General features: G+C 39.0%; 15 protein-coding genes and 1 tRNA gene. 9 read left to right on the forward strand and 7 right to left on the reverse strand.

Translation table 11 applies throughout. The features are described 5' to 3' along the window. Nucleotides 1-351: 351 nt before the first annotated feature. Together F3D68_RS06520 and F3D68_RS06525 are read left to right on the forward strand one after the other, a co-directional pair. On the forward strand, nt 352-2,073 hold the full coding sequence (locus tag F3D68_RS06520; RefSeq protein WP_151193641.1) for an ABC transporter permease subunit: 1,722 nt from the start codon (nt 352-354) through the stop codon (nt 2,071-2,073). Between the two features lie 274 nt (nt 2,074-2,347). Continuing rightward, entirely contained in the window at nt 2,348-3,163 is an 816-nt protein-coding gene (locus F3D68_RS06525; protein WP_151193642.1) for an ABC transporter ATP-binding protein, read from the forward strand. Nucleotides 3,164-3,455: 292 nt separating this feature from the next. On the opposite strand, the gene F3D68_RS06530 is transcribed toward F3D68_RS06525, so the two are convergent. Then, nucleotides 3,456-4,541 (reverse strand): GGDEF domain-containing protein, encoded by a 1,086-nt coding sequence (locus tag F3D68_RS06530; protein ID WP_151193643.1) that lies wholly within the window; start codon nt 4,539-4,541, stop codon nt 3,456-3,458. 614 nt (nt 4,542-5,155) lie between these two features. Here F3D68_RS06530 and F3D68_RS06535 point away from each other — a divergent pair. After that, on the forward strand, nt 5,156-5,578 hold the full coding sequence (locus F3D68_RS06535) for a DUF962 domain-containing protein (RefSeq protein ID WP_151193644.1): 423 nt from the start codon (nt 5,156-5,158) through the stop codon (nt 5,576-5,578). A gap of 56 nt (nt 5,579-5,634) precedes the next feature. Then, nucleotides 5,635-5,781 (forward strand): hypothetical protein, encoded by a 147-nt coding sequence (locus F3D68_RS11220; RefSeq protein WP_191092736.1) that lies wholly within the window; start codon nt 5,635-5,637, stop codon nt 5,779-5,781. Nucleotides 5,782-5,786: 5 nt separating this feature from the next. On the opposite strand, the gene F3D68_RS06540 is transcribed toward F3D68_RS11220, so the two are convergent. Further along, nucleotides 5,787-5,999 (reverse strand): DUF6356 family protein, encoded by a 213-nt coding sequence (locus F3D68_RS06540; protein ID WP_151193645.1) that lies wholly within the window; start codon nt 5,997-5,999, stop codon nt 5,787-5,789. Nucleotides 6,000-6,275: 276 nt separating this feature from the next. Here F3D68_RS06540 and F3D68_RS06545 point away from each other — a divergent pair, with 276 nt between their 5' ends. Both F3D68_RS06545 and F3D68_RS06550 read left to right on the forward strand, forming a co-directional pair. Next, entirely contained in the window at nt 6,276-8,108 is a 1,833-nt protein-coding gene (locus F3D68_RS06545) for a hypothetical protein (protein WP_151193646.1), read from the forward strand. A gap of 284 nt (nt 8,109-8,392) precedes the next feature. Further along, the gene (locus F3D68_RS06550; RefSeq protein ID WP_151193647.1) at nt 8,393-9,913 is read left to right on the forward strand and encodes a hypothetical protein; all 1,521 of its coding nucleotides are present in this window, start codon (nt 8,393-8,395) and stop codon (nt 9,911-9,913) included. Between the two features lie 55 nt (nt 9,914-9,968). On the opposite strand, the gene F3D68_RS06555 is transcribed toward F3D68_RS06550, so the two are convergent. Together F3D68_RS06555 and xerC are read right to left on the reverse strand one after the other, a co-directional pair. Beyond that, a complete protein-coding gene (locus tag F3D68_RS06555; RefSeq protein WP_151193648.1) occupies nt 9,969-10,718 on the reverse strand; it encodes a class I SAM-dependent methyltransferase in 750 nt (249 codons plus the stop codon). Nucleotides 10,719-10,730: 12 nt separating this feature from the next. Continuing rightward, nucleotides 10,731-11,612, reverse strand: a complete 882-nt coding sequence (xerC, locus tag F3D68_RS06560; RefSeq protein WP_151193649.1) for a tyrosine recombinase XerC — start codon at nt 11,610-11,612, stop codon at nt 10,731-10,733. A gap of 124 nt (nt 11,613-11,736) precedes the next feature. Here xerC and F3D68_RS06565 point away from each other — a divergent pair, with 124 nt between their 5' ends. From F3D68_RS06565 to F3D68_RS06575, 3 genes are all read left to right on the forward strand, one after another. Next, nucleotides 11,737-12,393, forward strand: coding sequence for a thiamine diphosphokinase (locus tag F3D68_RS06565; RefSeq protein ID WP_191092731.1), 657 nt, complete (start codon nt 11,737-11,739; stop codon nt 12,391-12,393). 197 nt (nt 12,394-12,590) lie between these two features. Next, complete coding sequence (locus tag F3D68_RS06570) at nt 12,591-12,797, forward strand: cold-shock protein (protein ID WP_117003029.1); 207 nt, start codon at nt 12,591-12,593, stop codon at nt 12,795-12,797. 74 nt (nt 12,798-12,871) lie between these two features. Beyond that, nucleotides 12,872-12,948: transfer RNA gene (locus tag F3D68_RS06575), tRNA-Pro, on the forward strand. Nucleotides 12,949-12,957: 9 nt separating this feature from the next. On the opposite strand, the gene rpiA is transcribed toward F3D68_RS06575, so the two are convergent. The 3 genes from rpiA to F3D68_RS06590 form a co-directional block, all read right to left on the reverse strand. Next, nucleotides 12,958-13,635 carry a ribose-5-phosphate isomerase RpiA gene (gene rpiA, locus F3D68_RS06580; protein ID WP_151193651.1) on the reverse strand — a complete coding sequence of 226 codons (678 nt, stop codon included), beginning with the start codon at nt 13,633-13,635 and terminating at the stop codon, nt 12,958-12,960. Between the two features lie 400 nt (nt 13,636-14,035). Next, complete coding sequence (queG, locus tag F3D68_RS06585) at nt 14,036-15,124, reverse strand: tRNA epoxyqueuosine(34) reductase QueG (protein ID WP_151193652.1); 1,089 nt, start codon at nt 15,122-15,124, stop codon at nt 14,036-14,038. After that, nucleotides 15,081-16,709, reverse strand: coding sequence for an APC family permease (locus tag F3D68_RS06590; protein WP_224728257.1), 1,629 nt, complete (start codon nt 16,707-16,709; stop codon nt 15,081-15,083). The genes queG and F3D68_RS06590 overlap by 44 nt, the downstream gene beginning before the upstream one ends. Nucleotides 16,710-16,851 lie beyond the last annotated feature (142 nt).

Raw genomic sequence — 16,851 nt, forward strand, 5'->3', positions numbered from 1 at the left:
TATCTCGCCTCTTGCGGGAGAGATCGTATAGCCTAAGCCGTACTGGTGGTGGGTAGTTGTAACCCAGTTTGTTTTTCGTTAGTTTTGATAAATGCCAAATAGAAAGTATTCATCAAATAGTTGTAACTCCAATGCTGTAATACCAAGATAGCTCAGTCACTCGGATAATATATTATACATAGATGTGTAATGTATTTATTCTGTGGTATGTTGCGTTATTATTGAAATATTTAGCAATAAAAACAGCTGTGTTTATGCCTTATTGGTATTCTCAATCTGTTGTCTAGTGCTTGGTTTATAAGATTAAAAAATAAAAGAAATATATTAAGTTAATGAATTAAGGTGTAAGTTATGAATACAATAAAATTAAAAAATAACTACAGAAAAAGAAACTATTCGCTGCAGGATGTTGTTTTTGTCATGCTGGTTATTGCAGCCCTTGGGCTGATGTATTACGCGTGGATTGGCATGCATCAAAGCTTTATTAATGAATCATCTGTGGCGGCAATATCACTAGATCCAAGTCATTTACCTTATTATACATTGCGTACGGTAATGCGCTTACTTATTGGGATGGTGTGGTCGTTTGCTTTTGCCTTAATTGCAGGTTATGCATGTGCTAAGAACAAGCATGTTGCACGCATTTTGTTGCCAATTATTAACTTTATGGAATCAGTACCTTTACTGGGTTTTTTGACTTTTACCACGGCCTTTTTCTTATTTCTATTTCCTCATTCAGTGATGGGGCTTGAAGCGGCAGCGATTTTTGGCGTGTTTACATCACAAGCATGGAATATGGCATTAATTGTTTATCAGACGATTCGCATTGTGCCAGAGGAAGTGATTGATGCGTCGCGTGTGTATAAACTAAATGCGTGGCAGCGTTTTTGGAAGATTGAAATGCCTTATTCAGTACCTGGGCTTTTGTGGAATGTGATGGTCTCGCAATCTGCCGCATGGTTTGCACTTGTTGCAACTGAGGCGATTCCTGTGGGTGATAAAGATGTTATGTTGCCGGGCGTTGGTGCGTATATAAGTACCGCACTTGATCACGCCAACGCGTTAGCAATCGTATACGCCCTTATTGCGATTATTTTGACGATTGTTGCTTTTGATCAGTTGGTATTTCGTCCATTGGTCAAGTGGTCAAAGAAATTTAAGTATGAACAGATAAATGTCAGTGGTGCGCATAGCTCGTGGATGCATGATTTATGCACTAAATCAACGTGTTTTAACGCGATTGCTAAAGGCATTAAAACGGTGAGTTTTTACTTCATTAATTCACCAACAATTATTGCTAGAAAACTATCGCTGCCGCAGTTATCACTCACGCCAGCAGTTCGACACTTATCAACAGCAATTTGGTATCTGTGTATTATTACCTTAGCTATTTGGGCAGGTGTTTCATTATGGAAGTTTTTCCCTAATGGCGATATGACCTATCTGTTACCACTGATGTGGGAGACGACATATCGTGTCGCAATTGCTATGGGGTTAAGTATCGTGATTTGTACACCTCTTGGTATCTGGATTGGTATCTCACCGAAGCGTACCAAAATGTTGCAGCCAATTATTCAGGTAATGGCAGCTATTCCGCAACCGATCTTCTTCCCAATCGTGGCAATTTTACTGATGTTCGGTGGCGGTAGTTTAAGTATTTGGGCAATTCCACTCATCATGACAGGCACTTCTTGGTATGTGTTGTTTAATGTGATTGCTGGTGCCTCAGCTTTGCCATCAGATTTAATTGAGATGTCACGCAGTTTCCACTTAAAAGGTACTAAATGGTGGTTTAAGTTTGCAATTCCTGCGGTCTTTCCCTACATCGTTTGTGGGATTATCAGTGCCGCGGGTGGCGCGTGGAACTCAGCAATTGCTGCTGAGCTGATTACTTGGGGTGGTAAAACGATTTCAATCAGCGGCATTGGCGAGCTTGTGTCACAAACAACCAGTAATAACCAAATAGCTGAAGCAGCATTAGCCGTCAGTGCGATGTGTGTGCTTGTCGCACTGTGTGTAATCTTTATCTGGAAGCCATTGTATAAGCTTGCGGAAACAAAATATAAAATCTAGGCTAAGACTAAATGCCCACCCACAAGTGCTCACCGTACCCTGAGCGTAAGTCGAAGGGTAGCTTGGGAAAATCATACTTCATAAAGGCTTCGACTTACGCTCAGCCAACGCTTACACAATCAAAGTGGGCAGGAATATGGTCATAGCCATAATTTAAAACTTAAAAAAATATAACATAGGTTGACCATCGTTTCTTTGCCAACCTTATCATCAAAACGCAAATGACAGAACGGGTGATGATCTTGGCGAAGAAGCGTGAAAAGAGGATTTGAAAATGAAAAACAATGTACTTATCGAATGCCAAAATATCGAACTTTATTTTGAAAAAGACAAAAAGCACTCACTTAAAGTGTTGGATCGTATTAACTTCACATTACATGAAAATGAAATCGTTACCATCTTAGGTAAATCAGGTGCCGGTAAATCAAGCTTCTTACGCATTGCTGCAGGACTCTTGCATCCAAGCTATGGTTCTGTGCTCTACAAAGACAAGCCAGTGACTAAGCCACTTGATAATATGAGCATGGTGTTTCAAAACTTTGCATTGCTGCCATGGTTGAATGTGGTTGACAATATTCTATTTGGCAGTGATGCATTGGGTGTTTCACGTAAAATAAGTGAGCCTAAAGCGCATGAACTTATTCAAAAAATATCACTACAAGGTTTTGAAAAAGCGTATGTTAATGAGCTATCTGGCGGCATGAAACAACGTGTTGGCTTCGCGCGAGCGCTTATGGTTGAGCCGGAGATTTTATTCTTAGATGAGCCGTTTTCATCGCTTGATATTACTACGGCAAATACTTTGCGTAGTGATATATTAAACCTATGGCTTAATAAGCAAATTCCAACGAAATCAATGGTGCTAGTCACTCATAGTGTCGAAGAAGCGGTGATGATGGCAGATCGCGTTATTATCTTTGATAACCATCCGGGTAAAATTGCCTATGAGCATACATTAAATATCCCGCGCCTAAGAGATAAACGCTCACCGGAGGTGTTAAAGCATATCGATCTTTTAGAGCAAAAGTTGCATAGTGTCAATGCGAATAGTATACAAAAAGAGGATAAAATAATTACTATACAGGCTTAATCAGCGCTTTGCTAGATTCGACTGATGGTTTTTATAATTAAACTGTTAAACAACGTAAGGAAATAAAATGAAAAAATTAAATTTAATCGGTTCTTTGTTACCTGTATTGACTATATTAGCATTGGGTTCTGTTTCTCAGAGCGCATACGCTAAGAATATGGAAACTATAACTGGATCCACATTACTAAAAAGTTGCCCAATGTCATGTTTTGGCATGCATGGTAGTGTAGCTAGGGCTGCAGGTCTCTGCAAAAATTGTTAGTTTTCAGGGTGTGATTTTCAGGGTGTCTGGCTACACCTGCAAACAAATAACACCATTTCGCCCTGCGGCTTTCACTTGATAAAGCGCCTCATCGGCTTTATTTAAGGTGGTTTCAAAATTATTGGATTCTAATGTGTGATACAAATTGCTAGCAACACCAATGCTGATCGTGACTTGAATTAAGCCGATCTTGGGTATGTCTTGACATACTTTCGCATTAAGTCTTTGACCGATTTCTTGCGCTTGAGGCATCGTGGTATTTGGCAAAAGAATCACATATTCATCGCCACCAAAACGTGACACGATGTCATCTTTTCGTGTGTGCTGTTTTAAAATACTTGCTACATTCTGGATGATTTTATCTCCCATAGCATGTCCGTGCTCGTCATTGATTTTTTTGAACTTATCAATATCGATAAACATCACACTATAAGGTGTACCATCACGAGTAAGCTGCTTGAAATCTTTGACGCTATCATAAAAAGCACCACGATTCATTAAACCGGTCAATTGATCGGTTGTTGCCATCAGTTCTAATTGTTTTTCACTGTAAGCAATATCAGATAAAATAACCGATATCGTTGTCGCAATAACAATTGTGATGGTCATAAGAATAAAGATATTTGTTATCTTTTGATCAGTTAATGGTAATTCAATCAAATAGTTATAGTTAGGATACGTTACACAAAAGATCATCAAAGCAACTGAAGTAAGTGACAGAAACCACTTGGTTTTGTGTTGATTAACCTCAAAGATCATGTTGCTAAAAGGAGGCACAGCCATAAAGAAAAGGTAGTTTAACAGCTCCGGTTGATACAAAAAGTAAGTAAAAATAAAGGTGTTGATAATAAAGAGTGCGCCAAGGGTAAATTTTGCTAAATAGTAATGACGGTATTTCAATAAGATAAGCGGTATGAAATAAGAAAGTACCGCACAGTAGCTATATACGCCACCATAGATTTCTTTTTCAGTTGCAAAATGCAAAATACCAAATATGGAATTGCCAATAATAACGAGCATTAAGCTAATAAGTGTTACATGAATACGGTGCCAGTAGGATGATCTGGAGTTTTTGATGTTGAACTTATTGTTTAACCATATTTTTGCTTGTCTCATCACCAATATCCATTTGATAATTTTTATAATATTGTTGTGGCTTAAGGTAGTACTAACTATAGTCTAAATTTGATAAAAGACTATAAAATCAGCACATTAATAACTAGTATTTGAATATACTAACGTTTGGTGTGTGTAACATGAGCATTAATTTTATAGCAAATTAACGTTATCCTAGCGACGCTTTATTTTTTGATGACAAATTTTAAAAAAGAATAAAAACGGGAGAAGCTATGAAACTACTTAAGAATTTATTGTTGCCAGCGATTGTTATTGGGCCATTTGTCTTTGGTGCGGCGGTTATTTTTTTGATTTATCATGTTTATGACAAAATTTAAGACTTATTGAGTTACATCCAAGTGAGGCAATATGGTTTGTGATATCCCACCCGTCAATCATTTTGCGACATTCGGTGCCGAAGAAGTTTTTGATGCTGTTAGGTGATTGGATTGCAGGTAATAGCTAGGACTATTGTCAAAATTCAATCACCTAAAAGGGCATAAAATTCAATGGCAGAAATACTGTAAAATGGTTTATGGGTGGTATATAGCTATTTAGAAGCTGTAACTTACGTTAAACTGTAGATACTTATGATTATCTATAGGAACTTGATAATGAAAACACTTGATCAATGGCTCGATGAATACGCCCAAAGCCATCAAAATAAAACCAATAAGACGATTCACTATATTTTTGTGCCACTTATTATGTTTAGCTTAATGGGCATTTTATTGAGTATTTCTCCTTGGCTTATGTGGCTTTTAGTCGTTGTTAGCCTGATTTTCTTTGCGCGATTATCATTAAAGCTTAGTCTGTACATGCTGGTGATTACCGTGATTATGGTTGTGATTCTTTATCAAATACCGCAACTTTTCTGGGTGAGTTTGGTTATCTTCATCATTAGTTGGATTTTCCAATTTATTGGACACAAACTTGAGGGCAAAAAACCTTCTTTTTTCAAAGACCTGCAGTTCTTGCTTATCGGACCTTTATGGGTTTTGAATCATGTTCTAAGCAGATGTAATCAAAATAAATGACCAATAGAGGCTGCATTACAACTACTCCCCGTATTGAATCCAAGTAAACGCTCATATTGACACTTTGGGGTAGAATACATGGCGGTCAGCAATATGACATCATGGGCTATACCGAAGAGCAGGTGATTGCCGATATCTTAACGCAGTACGAAAAGCATCTTTATTATATTCATGTATCAAATGCGGATAAGGCACTTGTTTGATTGATTTAGTCGCACTTTGAGTTCAAACGCTTTTTGAAGCGTTGCTGTAGTTTGTTTAGAATGTTGCTTGCTGTTTTTTCAAACAAAAAAGGAAATATTGCATGTATCGTGCAAAAGATACCGGCTGCAACCATCAACGCGCTGCAATAGAGTGCTTCTTTGGCGTGTTGAAAATATCCTTCATTGATATCGTTTAAATGTTTTGTTAAATAATTCATCTTATCCTCCTTTTAGTCTCCAATTACGTATGCTAAAGGAGCGATATTGTGCTTGTCAAAATGTTACGGCGGCAATTCGCGAAAGCAGTTTTTTGAAAATTAGGGTGTGACCCCTGCCATTTGGCTTCTTGTGTGGCAGTCATTAGATGGAATAAGATCTGAAAAAGGAGGTAAAACAAACAAAAGGAAGCCTCATTATGATGAAAGACTGCCCTAATTGACGCTTGCTATTGATTTGAAGCTGGTATGGATAAATTGGAAAGAGAGGGAGATACAATGATTGTATCAACGACTAAGGAGTCAAAAATGTATCTAAATGTTAGAAAAACAGTATTATTGTGTGCATTGAGTTTAGGCTGTGCTGTCACAGTAAATGCAGCAAACAGCAGTGCTTGTGGTGGTTATGGCGATACACTATTTGGAGACCATGTTTGCGTGTTTGACGCCAGCCAAAGCCAAGTAAATATCAATGATATTGCAGGAAACATCAATACACAAATGCAGGACGATCAGTTTGGATCAAATGGATATGCACTGTTATTTAAACCAGGTAATTATAGTGGCACGAATGTTGAAGCTGGCTATTATACTCAGGTGGCAGGTTTGGGGCTCAACCCGAATGATACAACCATAGGCAGTGTACAAGTCACACACCTAAGAAATGGTACAAGTTTAGATACATTTTGGCGTTCAGCAGAAAACTTCACAGTGCCAGGCAATGATACATGGGCGGTATCTCAAGCCTCGCCAATGCGGAGTGTCAATATAAAAGGTGATTTATGGTTGGCGCAAAAAGATCCAAACGCACCTGATCCATATCACCCATACGGTTATGCTAGTGGCGGGTTCTTGGCAAATATAACGGCTAATAATGCCGTGCAATCAATAACACAGCAGCAGTGGCTATCAAGAAATAGTACAGTTGGCAACTGGTCTAATGGCGTTTGGAATCAGGTGTTCGTTGGTGTCAATGGAGCGCCTGCAGAAGGTGATTGGGCTCAATTTCCGTATACCGTTGTTGGTAGCACGCCAAGCATTCAGGAAAAACCTTATTTAGCTTTTGAAAACGGAAGCTTTGAGATAGTTGTACCAAAATATAATGCTCAAGCAAGTCATGGGGCAAGCGACTTAAGTAATGGGGCTGCTATTATTCCGCAGTCACAGTTTGTTATTGTGAAGCCAAGCATGAGTGCTAGTGATATTAATCAAGCGATTCAAGCTAAAGCGGGTCAGCCATGCGCTGTAATCTTTACACCTGGGCAGTATAATTTAACGGATACGATTAATATTAACCAAGCTAATACCGTGGTGTTTGGTTTGGGTGTGCCGGTATTAACTGCTGTATCACCACATAAATCGATTATGCAAGTCAATGCCAGTGGTGTTAAAGTTGCCGGTATCGTTTTTGAGGCAGGCTCTAATGATGCTATTAATGCCAACGACCCTTCTTTATTGCAAATTGGTGTAAATGGACAGGATCATGGTAACGCAAATGATCCGACGACTTTGTCAGATGTTTACTGCCGAGTTGGTGGTAGGGTTGAGGCGCAAACGCAAAGCTGTATTACGGTAAATGATAGTTACACCATCTTGGATAACCTGTGGTTGTGGCGTGCAGATCATGGTGTAGGTGCTGGTAGTTGGGATCAGGATGCTGCACAAACAGGTTTAATTGTTAATGGACATAATGTGATTGCCTATGGTTTGGCTGTTGAACATTTCAGGGGCAATCAGGTGATTTGGAATGGCGATAATGGTAGCGTGTATTTTTACCAGTCAGAGTTACCTTATGATGTGCCGGCAAATTTTGCCGTTCCGGCATCGTTTAAAATTGCGGATCAAGTAGTCCACTTTAATGGCTATGGTTTTGGTGTATATAGTGTATTTAGAAATACATCAGGTAATACATACAGTCAGTCCGCGATTGAAGCACCTGATCATACGGGAATTACGCTCAAGCACATGGTTGATGTCAATATAAATATCAATAAATCAACAGCTGAAACAATAAAAAATGTAGTGCATACAACCGATAACAAAAACTTTGGATCTGATGCTTCTGCTTTTGCAACGCGCACCACATTAGATCAATGGTCTGGTAGTAATTAACCTTGGATTACTCGTTAGCTGCATCTAATGTTACGGCGTATGCTGTGAATGGTTAGTCTAAAACCATCACATCGGATTCTTAGTGGAGTATCTAATTAAAGATGCTTGGCAACATTTGGTAGGGGGAAGCAAATACAATCGTTATCTTATATTGTAGGGCAACGATTGTATTGAAGACAAAAGGATGTCCACAATTTATTCTACATGACTTAATGATAATGACATACATGCTACAAAGGACGTCAGGTTAAATTTGAAAATAATCAGAAGGTAAAGGAGTGACAATGTTATATTTGAAAAAATTTTTTATTCTAACACCATTATGTGTTGCGGGTTTAATGGTGGGGCAGGCTGTGTCGGCAGACCCTATGTATATAAAAATTATCAACGATACAAATCAGACAATTTATCCTTTGGTAACAGCGATGGTGAATAAACAACTTATCGACTGTACGGGAGACCCTAGTATAGAGAAAAATGGTATTGCGACTAATACAGCGGTGACTATAAATTTAGCGTCAAATTGTTGGAATGCAGGGCGAGTTTTTATCGGTCAAAGTTCCATTGTTGGCATGCAGCCTAATGCACCGCTTGCTCCAGACAGCAAATATCCTTATCAATTATTAGAGTATACTTTCAGTCATGGGGACACGGTTGACTATGATTTTTCGGCAGTTGATGCGTTTAGTGATATTCCAGTTGCTATGGAAGCTTTTATGCCAACGACATCACAACCCCAAATTGGATGGGTTGGAATGAATAATCAGCAAACTTATTATCAAGATGCAATGAGCAAATTCTCAAACGCAGCAAATTGGCCATTTTATAAAGGAGATGATGGTCAACCTGTTTTGGATAAGATGCCAGGAGCATATAATTTGTTTGCTCATCCTGAGTTAGCTGAACAGAGCAAAGGGGATCTGATAAGACAGTCTTTGGAGCATAAATGGTTTGATGTTTGGTATAATCAAAGTAGTACGGCTTGTGACGAAGATCCAACATCTCATTGTAGAGAGTTCCAGCAAAAAGTCAGGGGTGTTATTAATGGCTTTGTTGAAAACTATCTGCTTTCTAAAAAAGAGGCAATTACGCCTGAGAATATTGCGACTGTTATCGCTAATGCCCAAAATCGCTCTAAGATTCTTACAAATATTTATGGCTATGTACCATTTATCACCGCACCTGATCCAAAATATCCAACAGATCCCAAGAAAAACATATGGCCTTATATTGATGATCATCAAAGTATACACCTTGGGTCTCATGTCACGGATCTATTGCGTGGTGGGTTAGCTGATGATAGTGATCACGCTGATAGCATTAACTGCAGTGATAAATATGTGCTTGATCCGTATACTATTTTTATGCACGATAAGACACCGCCTAATTTAGGGCTTCAGATCTATGCTTTTTCAATTGATGATTCAATTGGGAATTTATATGTACCTAATTACAAGGGGATAGTGCTTGATGTGGGAAGCACAAAAAGTTTGCCTAATACATCACCGTATACACCACCGCCGCCACCAAGTGAGTACAATATTAATATTGGTGGTGGTTGGACAACTATCACGGGTAATGTATGTGGCAAGGCGGTTGCTAATGAGTCGGTCATTCCGCTGAGCTTTGATAAAACGTGTGACGTGAGTTTAACGATGAATAAAGGACAGAGCACTGACAATACAGAGTTTCATTTAGAGAAAAACTCAAGCGGCAATCTTGTTCTTTCAAACTGTAGTGGAAACATTTGTCAGCAAATTAACGTTGATGCCAAAAACATTTATTTACCCGGAGCACCTGCCTAATGGTTTCTTAAAATCAACGTAAATAGAGGGGGGGAAAATTATCACATTAGCCTGTTTAATAGGCATAAACATCAAATCGGCTACTTTTACCAATCACTTGACTGGTCGGTTTTTGATGGTCAATAAAATCGCCCAAGCGCGGGCGTTTAACGACTATCTTCTTAGGACTTAATGTTTTAGCCTGATGGAAAAGGAGCTGATTGCTTTGCTCATCAATGCCTACCAAATCATGCAATAATTGCATATTCTTTTTGACCTTGGCACTTTTGGTGCGCTCAGGAAACATCGGGTCAAGATAGATTACATCATATTTAGCCACTTGATGAACATGATTAAGCTGAATTGAATTGGCAAAGTAAAGATTAATTCTATCGGCAATTACTGCTAAATTTGGTTCTTCTTTGGCGCGTCGTAAGCCATCTTGAAGCAGAAAAAATACATGAGGGTTTTGCTCAATCGCATCGATAGTATGCCCTCGTGCGGCAAGAGAAAAACTATCCTGCCCAAGGCCTGCAGTCATATCTAGAATGCTGAGCTTATCTTTGCCTTTCCCTTCAATTGCTTTAATTAAATCAAGTTTTGCGGTATTGGGTTTGATGCGATTTTGAATGTCAGTGCTATTGAAATCAACATAGAGTGTTAATAATGAATCGCTATGCTTTAGTGTGAGCACATCATCTTCATACTCAAGATAAAATGAGTGCTTAGGGATGGAGCTTACTCTATTGATAGATATAGATTTAAGCATCTCTAAATCAGGTGAGATTGCCGTGCTGTGTGATATGAGATAGTTTATGGATTGCATATATTAGAAGTCTTATTTTTTACGTTTAGCGCGTGGATGGGTTTGATCATAGACACTTGCCAGTTGTTGAAAATCAAGGTGTGTATAAATTTGAGTGGTTGAAATATCGCTATGCCCTAATAGGTTTTGCACGGCAACAAGATCTCTTGATGATTCAAGCAAATGGCTGGCAAAGGCGTGCCTTAGCATATGCGGATGGATATGTTTTGGTGCGTGTTCAAGTGCAAATTTTTCAAAGCGCTTCTGAATGCTGCGCGCTTGAATGGGGGTGCCTTTAAAGGTGGTAAAAAGATAGTCATGGGCACAGTTTAAACTTTGACGTATGTTTAACCATTTATTGATGGCGCTAACTGCTTTATCACCGATTGGCACGATGCGTTCTTTATTGCCTTTGCCAAATACGCGAATGGTTTTTTGTGAGAAATCGATTTGTTCAAAACGTAATTGGGCTAATTCACTAAGGCGTAGTCCGCTACTATAGATAACTTCAAGCATGGCAAGATCGCGCAGTTCTAAATCATCATCGCTTTTATAGTCCAATATCTGCTGCATTTGATCAACATCAAGCGTTTTGGGAAGCTTCTTTGGTGCTTTAGGCGCTTTGATAGCATAAGAAGGATCTTTTGTGATTATTTCATTGCTTAACAAATAGCGGAAAAAGGATTTAACAGCACTTAATTTACGTTGAATCGATTTGGGACTAATACCTTGACTATGCAATGTCTTAAGCCAGAGTTTGATCTCTTGTGATGTACTTTCAGCAAGTGCCTTGTCTTTGCTTTGCAAAAAGACATCAAAGCCATGTAAATCTTGCCTGTAGGCATCGATGGTGAGATCAGAGTAATTGCGCTCAAATTTTAGGTGATGCAAAAAGTTATTAAGTTCTGAGTTCATCTAAACTTGTGCCTGCGCATGGTTTTTTTGTATTTGTCATGAGTATATACTCATCGCGACAAGAAAAAATAAAAAAAGCAGAAAAAGCAGAAAAAGCAAAAAAAGCAAAAAAGCGAGTGATCCTTTGGCAAAAAAAGCAGTTCTATTAATTAATGGCGAGATCGATATCGCGTTTTGCGAATCTTATATCTGTCAGCATTTAGATGATTTACCGATTTATTGTGCTGATGGGGCGTTTAATCAGATTCAAAATGTCAAAAGTCTTGTTAACAAAGTACGGATGATTATTGGTGACGGTGACTCGATTGATCATGCTAAGCGCTTAAACATCCCATATCAGCAAGATGATGATCAATATTCTACCGATTTTGAGAAGGCGTTAAACCATTTACGACAACACGGATATCGTGAGTTATTTTTATTCGGGTTTGGTGGTCGGGAAATGGATCACTACCTTGGCAATATATCGACCTTGCTTAGGCATCAGCATCAACTCAAATGTCAAGTGATTGATCGTTATGGTGTTTCACAGTTAATGCATCAAAACATGCATATAACCAATACTAAAGGAAAAATGGTCTCAATTGTGCCGCTATTTGAGTTGGTTGATTTAACATTACAAGGGTTCGCCTTTGATTTGGATCAATATACATTACGCTTTGGTGAAGAGCTGGGCATTCGTAATCATGCACTTCAAGATGAGCTGCTTATTGACTATTCACAGGGCAGTGGCTTGCTGTTCTTGTCGCATGATCCCTATCATAGATCGCTGTCAAAATAAAATAGTTGCTATTGCGCATATAAAATGATTTGTTTTTTATACAGTCTTGCTATACTGAGTGCGACTTTTTGGTCTTTGAGTGATTTTTGTTCTTATATGTGAGTGATTTTATCATGCTGCATATACCCACTAAGCGCATAAGAGTACATGGAGTCAGTAAAGTTTAATTTAAATAATATAGTAAGAGAGTATAGGATATGTCGCAACAAACAGGTGCCGTAAAATTTTTTAATGAAACAAAAGGCTTTGGTTTTATCAAGCCAGACAATGGTGGTTCTGATCTTTTCGTTCACGTAACTGCATTAAACGGTTTACAATCATTAGCTAATGATCAACGCGTTTCATTTGATATCGAAGATGGCCGCCGTGGTCCACAAGCAGTAAACGTTCAAATTGCTGGATAATTTATTTCATTAAAAGCGCTTCTAGGAGTGCTTTTTCATTACTTCAAATATTTCATTATTGTGAGATTTGACCTCGGGGCGTAGCGCAGCCTGGTAGCGCGTTAGCATGGGGTGCTAAAGGTCGTGGGTTCAAATCCCGCCGTCCCGACCATTGTTATGTTTATTCAATAATATCAATTTGACCTTTGTCATTGGCTATGAGCAATATATCGGCAGGGTTAACTGCAAATAAACCATTGCAAACTACACCGGTGATTTGATTGATTTGCTGTTCAAGTTTCAATGGGTTATCGATCATCAGGTTATGGATATCAATAATAATATTGCCATTGTCAGTGATTACACCTTCACGATAGATCGCTTGACCGCCTAGCTTTATTAATTCCTTGGCAACATAACTGCGCGCCATAGGAATAACTTCAATCGGCAATGGAAAGCGCCCTAGTTGAGGTACTAGCTTGGTTTTATCAATAATACAAATAAATTTGTCACTGGCAACACGGCAAATTTTCTCGCGCGTTAATGCAGCCCCCCCACCTTTGATCAGCTCTCGATGTCTGTTTGCTTCGTCAGCGCCGTCGATATAAATATCGACTTTATTTGGATAGTTTAAATCAACGACTTCAAAGCCATGTGCCTTGAGGCGTTTAGTGCTTTCCTCAGAACTTGAGACAGTTAGCTCAATTTTGGACTTGATTTTCACAAGTTCATCAATAAAAAAATTAACGGTTGAGCCTGTACCAACACCAACGGTCATTCCCGGTTTGATATATTCAATTGCGGCAGTTGCAGCAATTTTTTTTAATTCATTTTGATCTGTTTTTTTATTGAAAAACATAAGTAGTAATATCCAATTAATCGCGTTAGGTGGCTTATTTTGGCATATTTATGGGGGATTACAAAGGTGGATCGCAGTTAAAAATAAGTCAATACTATAGATTATGATGATATGTAGTAATTAGGAATAAAGCAAAATAGTAAGAAACTCTACAGATTGTCTTGGATGGAGAGGGTGTGGAATGATCATAATATGGCGTTTGTGATCAAAATATAAGCTAAATTTATGGAAATGGCAAATTTCTCACAAAGATTTAGTTAAAATCCTACAGATTTTGATAATTGTTTTGTCCATAATGTCACTCATGCAACGGATGGCGACCTTAACGGATGAAGGTAGAAATGGATAGCCCCCCCCGCACGGATGAATTTTAATAGGATATGGATATCCTGAAACCCACCTAAATTTTTGCCATCTGTTGCTGAATTCCCCAGTTGATATGCTCTAAGAGTAAAGCATTGCTAACATGTGTTTGTTTGGCTTTTTCAAGCAGCATAATAATCTCTTTGGAGAAAGGCGCATTACCAAGGGCAATGTAGATATTTCTAAGCCAAGCCTGATAACCAATTCGGCGAATAGCAGAGCCTTCTGTTTTTTTCAAAAACTCTTGTTCTGACCATTGCGCTAAATCCATCAAACTTTGGTTGCTTAAGTACGCGCGTGCGAGAAAGTCGGACTCAGCGGTTACAGGCGCTTCCTTATTAATAGGGCATACCAGTTGACAGTCATCACAGCCATAGATGCGATTACCAATTGCTTGCCGATATTGGATTGGAATCACACCTTTGTTTTCAATCGTTAAATAAGAGATGCATTTATTGGCATCAATGACTTTATTGTTAACTATGGCATTGGTAGGGCATGCTTTAATGCAAGCTTGGCATTTGCCACATTGATCCGTTATAGGCGATTGTGCAAATGCACTAAAGTCAAGATTAGAGTAGATGCAGCCAATAAAGAAAAATGAACCATCGACTGGGTGTAGGAGATTGCCATTTTTACCGATCCAGCCAAGACCAGCTTTTTCAGCTAATGGCTTTTCTAAAACGGGGGCGCTATCTGTGAAAACACGTGCACTGTGTTCTGGAAAAATATTTTGAATGAAATCACTTAGTTTACTTAACTTTTGGCGTAACACCTTGTGATAGTCGCGACCGTGCGCATAAACAGAAATAGCTGCATTTTCACTTGGTGTTGATAGCGTTTTGCGAATACCTTTGAAGCAATAAGCTTGGGGTAAGTAGTTTAAACGCACAACAATAACACTTTTAGTGTCTGCAACAAGTTCGTGTGGCGTATAGCGTTTGCTACCATGCTTGATCATGTAATCAAGATCAGCATGATAACCTTGTTCAAGCCACTCCTGATACTTAGGGATATACGGATCAAGTAGGCAATCAGTGGCTGATATATCAGAAATACCTTGTGTGGTCAGTGCAAATTGCTTAATGCTGTTCCACTGTTCTAAGCTTACGCTGTTCGAGTTCAATGTTTTTAAGACTGTTTAAGATAGATTCACGAGGTAGGCTCGATTGTACTGCAATGCGATGGCAAATAATACAAATAATTAATAATGCAATCATGGCTTTAGGTAGATCAAAAACAGCTATTCCGCCACCATAATTGCCAAGGTAAGATACAGCGGTTAACAGCACTAAATAAAGCCAGAGCCAGTAAGATTGCTTAAAATTCCAATTGATCGTGATGCTTTTATCTTTTTTGAATATCCGGTAGAGCATTAAGACAATAATGGCTATTGCAATCATAAAACTTGTTTTTGAGACGATATTCCAACCACTCCAGTAGACAATTAAGGTGCTGGCATAAAATGCCATAATATTCCAAATCCGTGCAAAAGGAAGTCGAAATGGTCGGTGTGCTTCCGGGATACGTAGGCGCAAAGCGCTAGCACTAACAGGACCCATAATGTAGGTTAATGCAACAAGTGACGTCAGGAAAGTTGCCATGGTTGACCAGCCAGGTAGTGGTGCAAACATCAGCATGCCAACGATGAAATTAATAATAATGCAGTAAAGTGGATTGCCTTTTGGCGTCAGTTTGGCAAATATTTGTGGAATATAGTTGTTTTGACTCATAGCAAAGATAGAGCGTGTGGCACTGCCAAAATACATCAGTCCTGCAGCAAGTGGACCAACAATTGCGCCAATGTAAATCAAGACCATTAGCCATTTAATTTCAAGCATTTTAGCGATCATTGCAAAAGGTCCAAAAGACTCGTCAGCATGACTGCCTGCAAGAGTAATATGTTGCCAGTTGTTATGTTCAACACTGCCAGAAACGGTATAGATATAAGCAGCTTGCAGCAGTAGAAAAATAATCAGGCACGCAATAATCGAACCGATAATAGCAATGGGGATGGCTTTTTTAGGGTTTTTAGTCTCACCTGCCATTTCTGCTGCAAGCTTGAATCCCGTGAAGGAAAAGGCAATGCCACCTAATGAGATGGCTGATAATACGCCTGAGCTACCATTGGGGGCAAAGCTTAGATTGGCGGATGTGACAGGAGTGCTTTGATGCAGATGATAAACAATCACTAATATGATAATCGCAATAATGCTTGGAACAATAATTTTGATGATCGTCAGAAAATTATTTGCGCGAATAAGCCAGCGTAGCGAGTAGGTATTAAGAATGCTGATCAAGAGTAATAAAATGGCAGCAAATCCAAAGCCACTAGCGCTTAAACCGCCACTAGAGGCATTGATAAGTGTTGGGAAAAAGACAGCAAGATACTGGATGATGGCTTGAACTTCCGTTGGGGCAAGCGTTAAATAAGATAACCAGATAATCCAGGCAAAGATAAAGCTAACCAAGGTGCCATGGGTAATGTGTGGGATACGAGTGCTTGAGCCTGTGACGGGTATCATGGTGCAAATTTCAGCAAAGACAAAGGCAATAATCATGATCAATAATGCACCAATAATCCAAGATAGCATTGCGGCAGGTCCAGCATAACTTGCGGTTTGTGATGCAGCAAATAGCCAACCGGAGCCTAAAATAGCACTGATTGATGAAAATAGTAGCCCTGCGATACTTATGTTACGTGTTTTCAAATGAAGTCTCTGTTTATCATCGTGGGCAGGTACGGTAATTAAAATGAAAGCAAATTACAAGATCACTGCAAAAAATACCCACCATAAGCCAATGATAAATCCAGTAAAGCGTAGTGGCACTAATTGCTCGACCACCGCAAGA

Origin of the sequence: Cysteiniphilum sp. JM-1 (assembly GCF_008711525.1) — a bacterium.
In the GTDB taxonomy this organism is placed as follows: Bacteria; Pseudomonadota; Gammaproteobacteria; order Francisellales; family Francisellaceae; genus Caedibacter.